Here is a 14,311-nt window from a genome sequence, read left to right as displayed (position 1 = left end):
ACTTTGAAGGATTGACCATGTCAGCTTATCAAAACGACATCAAAGCAGTTGCCGCCCTGAAAGAAGTCGCAGGCAGCAGCTGGAGCGCTATCAACCCTGAGTCTGTCGCCCGTATGCGCGCTCAGAACCGCTTCAAAACCGGTCTGGATATCGCCAAGTACACTGCAGCCATCATGCGCAAAGACATGGCTGAGTACGATGCCGACACGTCTGTGTACACCCAGTCCCTGGGCTGCTGGCATGGTTTCATCGGTCAGCAGAAGATGATCTCCATCAAGAAGCACCTGAAGACCACCGACAAGCGCTACCTCTACCTGTCCGGCTGGATGGTTGCCGCGCTGCGTTCCGACTTCGGCCCGCTGCCCGACCAGTCCATGCACGAGAAAACAGCCGTTTCCGGCCTGATCGAAGAGCTGTACACCTTCCTGCGTCAAGCAGACGCTCGCGAGCTGGACCTGCTGTTCACCGATCTGGACGCAGCCCGCGCTGCTGGCGACGCCGCCAAAGCCGCTGAGATCCAGGCCAAAGTCGACAACTACGAAACTCACGTAGTACCGATCATCGCCGACATCGACGCTGGCTTCGGTAACCCGGAAGCCACCTATCTGCTGGCCAAGAAAATGATCGAAGCCGGTGCTTGCTGCATCCAGATCGAAAACCAGGTTTCCGACGAGAAGCAGTGCGGCCACCAAGACGGCAAAGTAACCGTTCCGCACGAAGACTTCCTGGCCAAGATCAACGCTGTTCGCTACGCGTTCCTGGAACTGGGTGTTGACGACGGCGTAATCGTTGCTCGTACCGATTCCCTGGGCGCCGGTCTGACCAAGCAAATCGCTGTGACCAAGCAACCGGGCGACCTGGGCGACCAGTACAACTCCTTCCTGGATTGCGAAGAAGTTTCCGCTGCCGACCTGGGCAACGGCGACGTGGTGATCAACCGTGGCGGCAAGCTGCTGCGTCCGAAGCGTCTGCCTTCCAACCTGTTCCAGTTCCGCGCTGGCACTGGCGAAGACCGCTGCGTACTGGACTGCATCACCTCGCTGCAGAACGGTGCCGACCTGCTGTGGATCGAAACCGAGAAGCCGCACGTTGGCCAGATCGCCGCCATGGTTAACCGCATCCGCGAAGTCATTCCGAACGCCAAGCTGGTTTACAACAACAGCCCGTCCTTCAACTGGACCCTGAACTTCCGTCAGCAAGTGTTCGATGCGTTCGCAGCCGAAGGCAAAGACGTTTCCGCCTACGACCGCGCCAAGCTGATGAGCGTCGACTACGACGAAACCGAACTGGCTCAAGTGGCTGACGAGAAGATCCGTACCTTCCAGCGTGATGGTTCCCGCGAAGCGGGCATCTTCCACCACCTGATCACTCTGCCGACCTACCACACCGCCGCGCTGTCCACCGACAACCTGGCCAAAGGGTATTTCGCAGACCAGGGCATGCTGGCCTACGTGAAAGGCGTTCAACGTCAAGAACTGCGTCAGGGCATCGCTTGCGTGAAGCACCAGAACATGGCTGGTTCCGACCTGGGCGACAACCACAAAGAGTACTTCGCCGGCGAAGCTGCCCTGAAGGCCAGCGGTAAAGACAACACCATGAACCAATTCCACTAATTCTTCTTAGAGTTGGCTTGGATTGATTCATTAGGCTTCGGCTTAAGGTGTTAGAAAAAGGCGAGCTTCGGCTCGCCTTTTTTGTGCCTGATGACTCATGACCACGACTTAGAGGCTTGTTTGTGGAGGCCTGCCAGGACGACTGATTCACCATGAGCGGCCACGCTAATCGGCTTGACTCAGAAATAGTTACCAGCCTGATCAGAAACCCTGCCTTCGCGCGGCTTTTTGTTTTTGTGCAAAACCGCACAACCACTGTCATTACTTCGTCGTTTTACCTCGTTAGTGTCAAGGCTCCGTCAACTTGCCCTGAGGAGCCCAATCTTGAACCCTGACAACAAAGACACCGCGCTGTTTGGTAGCGGTGATGAGCTACCCAGCAACCACTCCAGCAACCCACATATCAACGAGCTGATCGCAGACCTCGGCCGTCGCCAGGTGCTCGCAGGCGGCGCAGCGCTCGGCGCTCTAGCTTTCCTCGGAGTCAGCCTTCCCGGCACCACGCAGGCTGCCGAACAATCCAGCAAAGCTTTAGGTTTTCCCTTCAAGCCGCGCACGCGCCTGCCCTTTACCCCCGTGGCCATTAGCCGCGCCGACAGCATCACGGTGCCCGCGGGTTACAGGGCCACCCCTTTTATCCCCTGGGGCACGCCAATTACCGGCCGCTACCCAGCGTTTCTCGATGACGCCAGTAACAGCGCCCAAGACCAGGCGGAACAAATCGGCATGCACCACGACGGCATGCACTTCTTCCCGATAGACGCTCAGCGCGGCAGCGGTCACAAGAGCGACCACGGTCTGTTGGTCCTCAACCACGAATACATCGACGCGCCGCTGCTGCACCCCAATGGCCCAACCAGCGTGAACGGCAAGCGGGTCAGCGCCGAGGAAGTTCGCAAGGAAATCAACGCCCATGGCGTTTCGGTCGTAGAAATTCGGCGCAATGTACGCGGCGACTGGGAAGTCCTGCCCAGCGCGCGCAACCGCCGCATTACCGCCGCCACGCCGATGCAGATCCGCGGCCCTGCTGGCGGCCATGCCCTGCTGCGCACCCGCTACAGCCCCGAAGGCAAAGCCACCCGCGGCACCCAGAACAACTGTTCGAATGGCTTCACGCCATGGGGCACCTACCTGACCTGCGAGGAGAACTGGGCCGGCTACTTCGCCACCCGCGATGCCGAACTACCCCGCGAGCTGAAGCGCTATGGCCTGCGCAGTACCAGCCGCTTCGGCTGGGATACCTTGCCAGGTGATGAGTTCGAGCGCTTCGATGCGACCCGCAAGGCCGCCGATGCCAGTGGCGATTATCGCAATGAGCCCAATCACTTCGGCTGGATCGTCGAGATAGACCCCTTCGACCCGGACTCCGTGCCCGTCAAACGCACCGCCCTTGGCCGTTTCGCCCACGAAGGCCTGATCTTCGCACCGGTAAAACCCGGTAAACGCGTGGTCTGCTATTCCGGCGACGACTCGCAGAACGAATACATCTACAAGTACGTCAGCCGCGACAAATACCGCCCCGGCCGCAGCGATGGCCGCCTGCTGGATGAGGGCACGCTCTATGTGGCGCGCTTCAACGCCGATAGCAGCGGCGAATGGCTGCCGTTGGATATCGCCGATGCCTCCTTCCAGGCCGCCTGCGCCAGCGCCGGCGTGAGTTTCGCCGACCAGGGAGAAGTCTTGATCAACACCCGTCTGGCCGCCGATATCGTCGGCGCTACCAAGATGGACCGCCCGGAATGGGGTGCCGTGCATCCGGATACCGGCGAGGTCTACTTCACCCTGACCAACAACAGCTCGCGCACCACCCCCGACGCCGCCAACCCGCGCCCCGCCAACGCCTACGGCCATATCATCCGCTGGAACGAACAAGGCCGCGGCCACGCCGGCACCCGCTTCACCTGGAGCCTGTTCCTCCTCGCTGGCCCGGAAACGAACAGCCGCGCTCCGAACGGCGCGCCGCTGGATGCCTCGAACATCCTCGCCAGCCCGGACGGACTCTGGTTTGACGACGAAGGCCGGTTGTGGATTCAGACCGATATGAGCGGCAGCCAGTTGAGCACCGGACCGTTCGGCAACAACCAGATGCTGGTGGCCGACCCAAAAACCGGGGAGATGAAACGCTTTCTGGTCGGCCCGCAGGGCGCCGAGGTGACCGGCATCGCCGCCACTCCGGACTTTCGCACGCTGTTCATCAACATCCAGCACCCAGGTGAAGGCTCGACCGCCAGCAACTTGCTCGGCACCTGGCCGGACGGCCCAGGCAAACGACCACGTTCTGCGACGGTAATCATCACCCGCGAGGACAATCGCCGCCTGCTCTAACAGACTGGCCGAAATGCCAAATACGCGTGACCGGCCAGCCCTGGCCGGTCACTTTTTCCTGTGACAGATTCGCCGCCAGTTACACTTCGACCATCTCAACAGAGCCCGCAATGCCCGCCACCAACCGGTTGAGTCGCGTCGTCGCAACCATCTACAAGCTCCCCAAGATCCTGCACAGTCCAGCACTGTCCTTGGTGTTCGGCTCGCAAGTGAAATTCGCCGGCACCGCCAAGATACGTGTACATGAACTGACTCAGACTCGCGCAGTCATGAGCATCACCAACCAGCGCAAGGTACAAAACCACATCAAAGGCGTGCACGCGGCGGCTATGGCATTACTGAGTGTAGGAGCGAATTTATTCGCGATGGGGCAGCACCGAGTCGCTCTTGTTCGCGGATAAATCCGCTCCTACAGAGGTCGACTACCAAAAGCGCGCCAGCGGTGCCCTGCAGGCCATTGCCAGTCTTAGTTCGGAGCAAATCCAGGCTATCCGCACCCAGGACAAAGGCGAAGTGACGGTAGCCGTCAGCGTTACCGACGAAACTGGTATCCAACCTATCCAGTGTGAAATGGTCTGGGCCTGGGTGAGCAAGAAACGCTAAGTCGCACCTCTCACTCACACGGAAGGCAGCAACTATGCAGCCCAGCCATTCCTTTGAATGCGACAGAAGGAAACGTCACACCATCCCCCGGATGGCTGGCCACACGGTAGTTTTACCGCAACATTGATTAGGGGTAGAGGCTCAGCACCGAGCCGGAACATCTATTTGCAACGCGGATACAAGTCGGTAACTCGAGATTTGCAGCAAGACCGGAAGCCTATAAATAATAATGAATATCATCCTCATGAAATCTCCTCCTCATAAGCCCATAGCTCGTGAATGTACGACTAAGGCCGTAGACCGCCGCAGAAGCCCGCCATCTCTGGGCTATAGCCGAGCAAAAAGACCATAACCTGGCCGCTAAGTTAATTTTTTTTAAGGAAAAATTTACTTACTAAGGCAGACACGCATAAAATTAGAGGGATAGATTGCAGGCTAAGCATTAGCTACCGGCAACTTCCACTTTTTAAATGAAATCGCCGTTCCTTGTCTAAGGAGTACCGGCATGCCTGCTGAAGCTGTCGTCACTATGTCCCACAACTGGGGCTTCGCTATTTTCCTGTTGGGTGTCGTAGGCCTGTGCGCCTTCATGCTCGGCGTATCCAGCCTGCTTGGTAGCAAGGCTTGGGGGCGCAGCAAAAACGAGCCCTTCGAATCCGGGATGCTCCCTACTGGCAGTGCTCGTCTGCGCTTGTCGGCAAAATTCTATCTGGTCGCGATGCTCTTCGTGATCTTCGATGTTGAAGCCCTCTTTCTCTTCGCCTGGTCGGTGTCCGTTCGCGAAAGCGGTTGGGCCGGCTTTATCGAAGCTGCAATTTTTATAGCAATTCTGTTGGCAGGTCTTGTCTACCTTTGGCGGATCGGGGCGCTCGATTGGGCTCCCGAAGGTCGCCGCAAGCGGCAGGCGAAGCTAAAACAATGAGGCTTTGGCGATGCAATACAAACTCACCAGGATCGACCCGGATGCGCCTAATGAGCAGTATCCGATCGGCGAGCGGGAGACAGTTCCCGATCCGCTAGAAGGCCAGGTCCACCGCAACATCTATATGGGCAAACTGCAGGACGTGCTGAATTCGACGGTCAACTGGGGGCGTAAAAACTCTCTATGGCCGTACAACTTCGGCCTGTCCTGCTGCTACGTGGAGATGACCACCGCCTTCACCGCCCCCCATGACATCGCCCGCTTTGGTGCCGAAGTGATTCGTGCATCACCACGTCAGGCTGACTTCATGGTGATCGCCGGTACCTGCTTCATCAAAATGGCGCCGATCATCCAGCGTCTCTATGAGCAGATGCTCGAACCCAAGTGGGTGATTTCCATGGGTTCGTGCGCCAACTCAGGCGGCATGTACGACATTTACTCGGTAGTCCAGGGGGTCGATAAATTCCTCCCAGTGGACGTCTATGTACCTGGCTGCCCTCCACGCCCCGAAGCCTTTCTGCAAGCCTTGATGCTGTTGCAGGAATCGATTGGCCAGGAGCGCCGCCCACTTTCCTGGGTCGTCGGTGATCAAGGCGTTTATCGCGCCGACATGCCGTCGCAAAAGGATGCGCGCCGCGAACAGCGTATTCAGGTTACCAACCTGCGCAGCCCCGACGAAGTGTGATCTAGCCCTTTCCAAAAGAAAGCCAGATTCACTCTTTACGTTGACTGAAAGCGACCGAGACCATGACTGCAGACACCGCTCTGTACATCCCGCCTTATAAGGCCGACGACCAAGACGTCGTCGTTGAATTGAATTCCCGCTTTGGCGCTGAGACCTTCACCGTCCAGGCGACCCGTACCGGCATGCCGGTACTTTGGGTTACCCGTGAACGGCTCATCGAAGTCCTGACCTTCCTGCGTCAGCTACCCAAGCCTTACGTCATGCTTTACGACCTGCACGGAGTCGATGAGCGCCTGCGCACCCAGCGTCGCGGCCTGCCCGGCGCCGACTTCAGTGTGTTCTACCACCTGCTGTCGATCGAGCGTAATAGTGACGTAATGATCAAGGTGGCCTTATCCGAGGGCGACCTGAACCTGCCAACCGCCACCCGCATCTGGCCCAACGCCAACTGGTACGAGCGCGAAGTCTGGGACATGTACGGCATCACCTTTGCCGGCCACCCGCATCTGACCCGAATCATGATGCCGCCGACCTGGGAAGGTCACCCGCTGCGCAAGGACTACCCGGCGCGCGCCACCGAATTCGATCCGTTCAGCCTCTCGCTCGCCAAACAAAACCTGGAAGAAGAAGCCGCACGCTTCAAGCCGGAAGACTGGGGCATGAAGCGCTACGGTGAGCACGAGGACTACATGTTCCTCAACCTCGGGCCGAACCACCCTTCGGCTCACGGTGCCTTTCGCATCATCCTGCAACTGGACGGTGAAGAGATCGTCGATTGCGTACCGGAAGTCGGCTACCACCACCGTGGTGCCGAGAAGATGGCCGAGCGTCAGTCCTGGCACAGCTTCATTCCTTACACCGACCGGATCGACTACCTCGGCGGGGTGATGAACAACCTGCCCTACGTGCTGGCGGTGGAAAAGCTGGCCGGGATCAAGGTGCCGGACCGGGTGGACTTTATCCGCGTGATGCTCGCCGAGTTCTTCCGCATCACCAGCCACCTGCTGTTCCTCGGTACGTATATCCAGGACGTCGGCGCCATGACGCCGGTGTTCTTCACCTTCACCGACCGCCAGCGCGCCTACACGGTGATCGAAGCCATCACCGGCTTCCGCTTGCACCCGGCCTGGTATCGCATCGGCGGGGTCGCCGCCGACCTGCCGCGCGGCTGGGACAAGCTGGTCAAGGACTTCGTCGACTGGCTGCCCAAGCGCCTCGACGAGTATGAGAAGGCCGCCCTGAAGAACAGCATTCTCAAAGGCCGCACCGTAGGCGTCGCCCAGTACAACACCAAGGAAGCGCTGGAGTGGGGTGTGACCGGCGCCGGCCTGCGCTCCACCGGCCTGGACTTCGACCTGCGTAAGGCTCGCCCCTACTCCGGCTACGAGAACTTCGAGTTCGAGATACCGCTGGCCCACAATGGCGACGCCTATGACCGCTGCATCGTCCGCGTGGAAGAGATGCGTCAGAGCATCCGCATCATCGACCAGTGCCTGCGCAACATGCCGGAAGGTCCGTACAAGGCCGACCACCCGCTGACCACGCCGCCACCGAAAGAGCGCACGCTGCAGCACATCGAAACCCTGATCACCCACTTCCTGCAAGTCTCGTGGGGCCCGGTGATGCCGGCCAACGAAAGCTTCCAGATGATCGAGGCGACCAAGGGCATCAACAGTTATTACCTGACGAGCGACGGCGGCACCATGAGCTACCGCACCCGGATTCGCACGCCAAGCTTCCCACACCTGCAACAGATCCCTTCGGTGATCCGCGGCAGCATGGTGGCGGACTTGATCGCGTACCTGGGCAGTATCGACTTCGTTATGGCCGACGTGGACCGCTGATATGCCCCAGACCATGAACAGCACGCTGATTCAAACCGACCGTTTTATCCTCAGTGATGCCGAGCGCTCGGCCATCGAGCACGAGCTGCACCACTACGAAGACTCGCGCGCGGCGTCCATCGAAGCGCTGAAAATCGTGCAGAACGCCCGTGGCTGGGTACCGGATGGCGCCCTTGCCGCCATCGGCGAAATCATCGGTATCCCGGCCAGCGACGTCGAAGGTGTTGCGACCTTCTATAGTCAGATCTTCCGTCAGCCCGTCGGCCGCCACATCATTCGCGTCTGCGACAGCATGGTCTGCTACATCGGTGGCCATGAGTCCGTAGTCAGCAGCATCCAGCAGCAACTCGGTATCGGCCTCGGCCAGACCACCGAAGATGGCCGCTTCACCCTGCTGCCAGTCTGCTGCCTGGGCAACTGCGACAAGGCGCCGGCACTGATGATCGACGACCACACCTTCGGCGACGTACAGCCGGACGACGTGGCCCAACTGCTGGAGGCCTACGCATGACATCCACCTCAGCCAAGCGCCTGACCTCCTTCGGCCCCGCCAACCTGATCGCCCGCACGGCAGAAACCCATCCGCTGACCTGGCGCCTGCGTGACGACGGCGAGCCGGTCTGGCTCGACGAGTATCAGGCCAAATATGGCTACGCCGCTGCACGTAAAGCCTTCGCCCAGATGTCCCAGGACGACATCGTCCAGACCGTCAAAGACTCTGGCCTCAAAGGTCGTGGCGGCGCCGGCTTCCCCACTGGTGTGAAGTGGGGGCTGATGCCCAAGGACGAATCGCTGAACATCCGCTACCTGCTGTGCAACGCGGATGAGATGGAACCGAACACCTGGAAAGACCGCATGCTGATGGAGCAGCTGCCGCACCTGCTGATTGAAGGAATGCTGATCAGTGCTCGCGCGCTGAAAGCCTATCGCGGCTACATCTTTCTGCGTGGTGAGTACGTCGACGCGGCGACCAACCTCAATCGCGCCGTCGAGGAAGCCAAGGCCGCCGGCCTGCTAGGCAAGAACATTCTCGGGAGCGGTTTCGATTTCGAGCTATTCGTCCACACCGGCGCCGGGCGTTATATTTGTGGCGAAGAAACCGCACTGATCAACTCCCTCGAAGGCCGCCGCGCCAACCCGCGCTCCAAGCCGCCCTTCCCGGCCGCCGTTGGCGTATGGGGCAAGCCGACCTGCGTGAACAACGTCGAGACCCTGTGCAACGTGCCGGCGATCGTCGGCAACGGCGTCGACTGGTACAAGTCCCTGGCTCGCCCAGGCAGTGAAGACATGGGCACCAAGCTGATGGGCTTCTCCGGCAAGGTGACGAACCCTGGCCTGTGGGAACTGCCGTTTGGCGTGCCGGCTCGCGAACTGTTCGAGGACTACGCCGGTGGCATGCGCGATGGTTTCAAGCTGAAAGCCTGGCAGCCAGGCGGCGCCGGTACCGGCTTCCTGTTGCCGGAACATTTGGACGCACCGATGTATGCCGCGGGGATTGCCAAAGTCGGCACCCGTATGGGCACCGGCCTGGCCATGGCGGTGGACGAAAGCGTCAACATGGTTTCGTTGCTGCGCAACATGGAGGAGTTCTTCTCCCGCGAATCCTGTGGTTTCTGCACCCCTTGCCGCGACGGTTTGCCGTGGAGCGTCAAGGTGCTGCGAGCGCTGGAGAGCGGCCAAGGGCAACCCGGCGACATCGAAACCCTCGAGCAACTGGTCAACTTCCTCGGCCCAGGCAAGACCTTCTGTGCGCACGCGCCGGGTGCCGTGGAGCCGCTGGGCAGCGCCATCAAATACTTCCGTCCGGAGTTCGAAGCGGGTATCGCCCGTCAGAGCAGTCCGGCCGTGCGGGCCGAAGTGGTCAGCGCGTAAAGAACCCCCCCTCCCTCCGGGAGAGGGCTGGGGTGAGGGAAGTTGGCCGATTGCGCGCCATTACCCCTCACCCCCGCCCCCTCTCCCAAGGGGAGAGGGGAGAAAAAGCATTCCATTAGCCAAGTCCACCTTCGGGCGGATTAAAGAAGAAACCTGAACCATGGCCACTATCCACGTAGACGGCAAAGCGCTCGAAGTCGACGGTGCGGACAACCTGTTACAGGCTTGTCTCTCGCTCGGCCTCGACATCCCCTACTTCTGCTGGCATCCGGCGCTCGGTAGCGTCGGCGCCTGTCGCCAGTGCGCGGTGAAGCAGTACAGCGACGAGAACGATAAACGCGGCCGTCTGGTCATGTCCTGCATGACTCCGGCCACCGATAACAGCTGGATTTCCATCGACGACGAGGAAGCCAAGCAGTTTCGCGCCAGCGTCGTCGAATGGCTGATGACCAACCACCCACACGACTGCCCGGTGTGCGAGGAAGGCGGTCACTGCCACCTGCAAGATATGACGGTAATGACCGGCCACAACGAGCGCCGTTATCGCTTCAGCAAACGCACCCACCAGAACCAGGAGCTCGGCCCGTTCATCGGCCACGAGATGAACCGCTGCATCGCCTGCTACCGTTGCGTACGTTTCTACAAGGACTACGCCGGCGGTACCGACCTCGGTGTATTTGGCGCCCACGATAACGTCTACTTCGGCCGCGTCGAAGACGGCACCCTGGAAAGCGAATTCTCCGGCAACCTCACCGAGGTTTGCCCGACCGGTGTGTTCACCGACAAAACCCACTCCGAGCGCTACAACCGCAAGTGGGACATGCAGTTCGCCCCGAGCATCTGCCATGGCTGCTCGAGCGGCTGCAACATCAGCCCCGGTGAGCGCTACGGCGAGATCCGCCGTATCGAGAACCGCTACAACGGCTCGGTGAACCACTACTTCCTCTGCGACCGTGGTCGTTTTGGTTATGGCTACGTCAACCGCGAAGACCGCCCACGCCAGCCGCAACTGGTTGGCAGTAACGTCCAACTGAGCCTGGATGGCGCCCTGGACAAGGCCGCCGAACTGCTGCGCGGGCGCAACATCGTCGGTATTGGCTCGCCGCGCGCCAGCCTGGAAAGCAACTTCGCCCTGCGCGAACTGGTCGGCGCCGAGCACTTTTACTCCGGCATTAGCGCCAATGAGCTGGAAAACCTGCGCCTAGTGCTGCAAGTACTGCAAAACAGCCCGCTGCCGATTCCGACGATGCGCGAAATCGAAGAGCACGATGCGGTATTCGTGCTCGGTGAAGACTTGACCCAGACCGCCGCGCGTATGGCCCTGGCCTTGCGCCAGTCGGTCAAAGGCAAAGCCGAGGACATGGCCGACGCCATGAAGATTCAGCCCTGGCTCAATGCTGCGGTGCAGAACATTGGCCAGCACGCGCTGAACCCACTGTTCATAGCCAGCCTGGACGCTACCCGCCTCGACGACGTGGCCGAAGAGTGCGTGCATTCCGCGCCGGACGATCTGGCCCGCATCGGTTTCGCCGTAGCTCACGCGCTGGATGCCAGCGCGCCGGCCGTGGCTAACCTCGATCCTGAAGCGGCCGAACTGGCTCAACGTATTGCTGCGACCCTGCTCGCGGCCAAGCGTCCGCTGATCATCGCCGGCACCTCGCTGGGCAATAAAGGTTTGATCGAGGCGGCGGCGAACATCGCTAAAGCGCTCAAGCTGCGTGAGAAGAATGGCTCGCTGAGCCTGGTGGTGTCCGAAGCCAACAGCCTCGGCCTGGCCATGCTGGGTGGAGAGTCGGCTGACGTTGCGCTGCAAGCGCTGATCGCCGGCAAGGCCGATGCCGTGGTGGTTCTGGAAAATGACCTCTACACCCGCGCCGATGCTGCTGTGGTCGATGCTGCCTTGCAGGCCGCCAAAGTCGTGATCGTGGCTGACCATCAGCAAACCGCCACCACTGCCCGCGCCCATCTGGTTCTGCCAGCCGCTAGTTTCGCCGAAGGCGACGGCACCCTGGTCAGCCAGGAAGGCCGCGCTCAGCGTTTCTTCCAGGTCTACGATCCGGCCTACTACAACGACAATGTCATGGTTCACGAAGGCTGGCGCTGGCTGCACGCCCTGCGCAGCACCTTGCTGGATCAGCCGGTGGACTGGACGTTGCTTGACCACGTGACGGAAGCCACCGCGGCAAGCACAGCGCTCCTGGCCGGTATCCGCAATGCGGCCCCTAGTGCTTCGTTCCGCATCAAGGGCATGAAACTCGCGCGTGAGCCACTGCGCTATAGCGGTCGTACCGCCATGCGGGCCGACATCAACGTGCATGAGCCGCGTGCCTCGCAGGACAAAGACACCGCGTTCGCCTTCTCCATGGAAGGCTATTCGGGTTCCGCCGAGCCGCGTCAGCAGATTCCTTTTGCCTGGTCGCCGGGCTGGAACTCGCCGCAAGCCTGGAACAAATTCCAGGCCGAAGTCGGTGGTCATCTGCGCGCCGGTGATCCGGGCGCACGCCTGATCGAGCCGAAAGGCGACGGCCTATCCTGGTTTGCCAGCGCTCCGCAGCCTTTCAATCCAGCTCCGGGTACCTGGCAAGTGGTGCCGTTCTATCACCTGTTCGGCAGCGAAGAGAACTCTTCCCGCGCCGCGCCGGTACAAGAGCGCATTCCGCAGCCGTATGTCGCCCTGGCTAAATCCGAGGCGGATCGTCTGGGTGTGAATGACGGTGCCATGCTCAGCCTGAACGTGGCCGGGCAGGCGCTGCGCTTGCCGCTACGCATTAGCGAAGAGCTGTGCGCCGGCCTGGTGGCCTTGCCGGTTGGCCTGGCTGGAATTCCACCGGCACTCGCCGGCAAATCCGCCGACTCCCTGCAGGAGGCCGCGCAATGATGAATTGGCTGACTCCTGAAGTGTTTGACGTGATCCTGGCCGTGATCCGGGCCATCGTGATTTTGCTCGCGGTGGTGATCTGTGGCGCGCTGTTGAGCTGGGTCGAACGCCGTTTGCTGGCACTCTGGCAGGATCGCTACGGCCCGAACCGGGTCGGGCCGTTCGGCATGTTTCAGATCGCCGCCGACATGGTCAAGATGTTCTTCAAGGAAGACTGGACACCACCGTTCGCCGACAAGGTGATCTTCACCCTGGCGCCGGTGGTGGCCATGAGCGCCTTGTTGATCTCCTTTTCGATCATCCCGATCACCCCGACCTGGGGCGTCGCGGATCTGAACATCGGCTTGTTGTTCTTCTTCGCCATGGCCGGCCTGTCGGTGTACGCCGTGCTGTTCGCCGGCTGGTCGAGCAACAACAAGTTCGCCCTGCTCGGCGCCCTACGCGCCTCGGCTCAGACTCTGTCGTACGAGGTCTTTATGGGCCTGGCGCTGATGGGCATCGTGGCGCAGGCTGGCTCGTTCAATATGCGCGACATCGTCGACTACCAGGCGCAGAACCTGTGGTTCATCATTCCGCAGTTCTTCGGCTTCTGTACCTTCTTTATCGCTGGCGTCGCGGTGACTCACCGTCACCCGTTCGACCAACCGGAAGCAGAGCAAGAACTGGCCGACGGCTATCACATCGAATATGCCGGGATGAAATGGGGCATGTTCTTCGTTGGCGAGTACATCGGCATCGTGCTGATCTCGGCGCTGCTGGTGACCCTGTTCTTCGGTGGCTGGCATGGCCCGTTCGGTCTCCTGCCATCGATTCCGTTCTTCTGGTTCGCACTCAAAACCGGCTTTTTCATCATGCTGTTCATCCTGTTGCGCGCCTCTATTCCGCGCCCACGGTATGACCAGGTGATGGCCTTCAGCTGGAAGTTCTGCCTACCACTGACCTTGATCAACCTGCTGGTGACCGCGGCGCTGGTGTTGTCCAACAGCCCGTCCGGCGTGGCTCAGTGAGGAGACGAAGATGATCAAAGAAATCCTTCACATAGTGCATGGCACCTATACCCAGGTTCGCAGCCTGGTAATGATCTTCTCCCATGCGTTTCGCAAGCGTGACACCCTGCAATACCCGGAAGAGCCGGTGTATCTGCCGCCGCGCTATCGTGGCCGTATCGTCCTGACCCGCGACCCCGACGGTGAAGAGCGCTGCGTAGCCTGCAACCTCTGCGCCGTCGCCTGCCCGGTTGGCTGCATCTCGTTGCAGAAAGCCGAAACCGAGGATGGCCGCTGGTATCCCGAGTTCTTCCGGATCAACTTCTCACGCTGTATTTTCTGTGGCCTGTGCGAGGAAGCCTGTCCGACCACTGCAATTCAGCTCACTCCAGATTTCGAGATGGCTGAGTTCAATCGTCAGGAGCTGGTGTACGAGAAGGAAGATCTGCTGATCTCCGGCCCAGGCAAGAATCCGGATTACAACTTCTATCGCGTTGCCGGTATGGCCATCGCCGGTAAGCCGAAAGGCGCCGCGCAGAATGAAGCCGAGCCCATCAACGTGAAAAGCTTGCTGCCTTAAGGA

Annotated in this window: 12 protein-coding genes; all 12 read left to right on the top strand. The window is 60.3% G+C overall.

Annotated features, from left to right (window positions below):
• Window positions 1–17 precede the first annotated feature (17 nt).
• The 12 genes from D3879_RS00190 to nuoI all read left to right on the top strand — a co-directional run bounded on the left by D3879_RS00190 (window position 18) and on the right by nuoI (window position 14,308).
• The gene (locus tag D3879_RS00190; protein WP_119952133.1) at window positions 18–1,613 is read left to right on the top strand and encodes an isocitrate lyase; all 1,596 of its coding nucleotides are present in this window, start codon (window positions 18–20) and stop codon (window positions 1,611–1,613) included.
• A gap of 324 nt (window positions 1,614–1,937) precedes the next feature.
• Window positions 1,938–3,938 (top strand): PhoX family protein, encoded by a 2,001-nt coding sequence (locus D3879_RS00185; RefSeq protein WP_119952132.1) that lies wholly within the window; start codon window positions 1,938–1,940, stop codon window positions 3,936–3,938.
• Window positions 3,939–4,048: 110 nt separating this feature from the next.
• The gene (locus D3879_RS27415; protein ID WP_274381346.1) at window positions 4,049–4,339 is read left to right on the top strand and encodes a DUF4442 domain-containing protein; all 291 of its coding nucleotides are present in this window, start codon (window positions 4,049–4,051) and stop codon (window positions 4,337–4,339) included.
• Window positions 4,326–4,541 carry a DUF4442 domain-containing protein gene (locus D3879_RS27410; RefSeq protein ID WP_274381345.1) on the top strand — a complete coding sequence of 72 codons (216 nt, stop codon included), beginning with the start codon at window positions 4,326–4,328 and terminating at the stop codon, window positions 4,539–4,541. The genes D3879_RS27415 and D3879_RS27410 overlap by 14 nt, the downstream gene beginning before the upstream one ends.
• A 529-nt stretch (window positions 4,542–5,070) precedes the next feature.
• Window positions 5,071–5,463 carry an NADH-quinone oxidoreductase subunit A gene (locus D3879_RS00175; protein ID WP_420800890.1) on the top strand — a complete coding sequence of 131 codons (393 nt, stop codon included), beginning with the start codon at window positions 5,071–5,073 and terminating at the stop codon, window positions 5,461–5,463.
• 10 nt (window positions 5,464–5,473) lie between these two features.
• Window positions 5,474–6,148 (top strand): NuoB/complex I 20 kDa subunit family protein, encoded by a 675-nt coding sequence (locus D3879_RS00170; protein WP_119952130.1) that lies wholly within the window; start codon window positions 5,474–5,476, stop codon window positions 6,146–6,148.
• A 62-nt stretch (window positions 6,149–6,210) separates the two neighbouring features.
• Window positions 6,211–7,992, top strand: coding sequence for an NADH-quinone oxidoreductase subunit C/D (nuoC, locus tag D3879_RS00165; protein ID WP_119952129.1), 1,782 nt, complete (start codon window positions 6,211–6,213; stop codon window positions 7,990–7,992).
• A gap of 13 nt (window positions 7,993–8,005) precedes the next feature.
• The gene (nuoE, locus tag D3879_RS00160; RefSeq protein WP_119952156.1) at window positions 8,006–8,503 is read left to right on the top strand and encodes an NADH-quinone oxidoreductase subunit NuoE; all 498 of its coding nucleotides are present in this window, start codon (window positions 8,006–8,008) and stop codon (window positions 8,501–8,503) included.
• Window positions 8,500–9,864, top strand: a complete 1,365-nt coding sequence (nuoF, locus tag D3879_RS00155) for an NADH-quinone oxidoreductase subunit NuoF (protein WP_119952128.1) — start codon at window positions 8,500–8,502, stop codon at window positions 9,862–9,864. The genes nuoE and nuoF overlap by 4 nt, the downstream gene beginning before the upstream one ends.
• A gap of 160 nt (window positions 9,865–10,024) precedes the next feature.
• On the top strand, window positions 10,025–12,742 hold the full coding sequence (nuoG, locus tag D3879_RS00150) for an NADH-quinone oxidoreductase subunit NuoG (protein ID WP_119952127.1): 2,718 nt from the start codon (window positions 10,025–10,027) through the stop codon (window positions 12,740–12,742).
• Window positions 12,742–13,749 (top strand): NADH-quinone oxidoreductase subunit NuoH, encoded by a 1,008-nt coding sequence (gene nuoH, locus D3879_RS00145; protein ID WP_119952155.1) that lies wholly within the window; start codon window positions 12,742–12,744, stop codon window positions 13,747–13,749. The genes nuoG and nuoH overlap by 1 nt, the downstream gene beginning before the upstream one ends.
• 10 nt (window positions 13,750–13,759) lie before the next feature.
• Entirely contained in the window at window positions 13,760–14,308 is a 549-nt protein-coding gene (gene nuoI, locus D3879_RS00140) for an NADH-quinone oxidoreductase subunit NuoI (protein ID WP_119952126.1), read from the top strand.
• The last annotated feature ends 3 nt before the right edge of the window (window positions 14,309–14,311 follow it).

Origin of the sequence: Pseudomonas cavernicola (genome assembly GCF_003596405.1) — a bacterium.
GTDB classification, from domain to species: domain Bacteria; phylum Pseudomonadota; class Gammaproteobacteria; order Pseudomonadales; family Pseudomonadaceae; genus Aquipseudomonas; species Aquipseudomonas cavernicola.
Note: the sequence above shows the minus strand (reverse complement) of the source record. Positions and strands in the feature narration are given on the sequence as shown.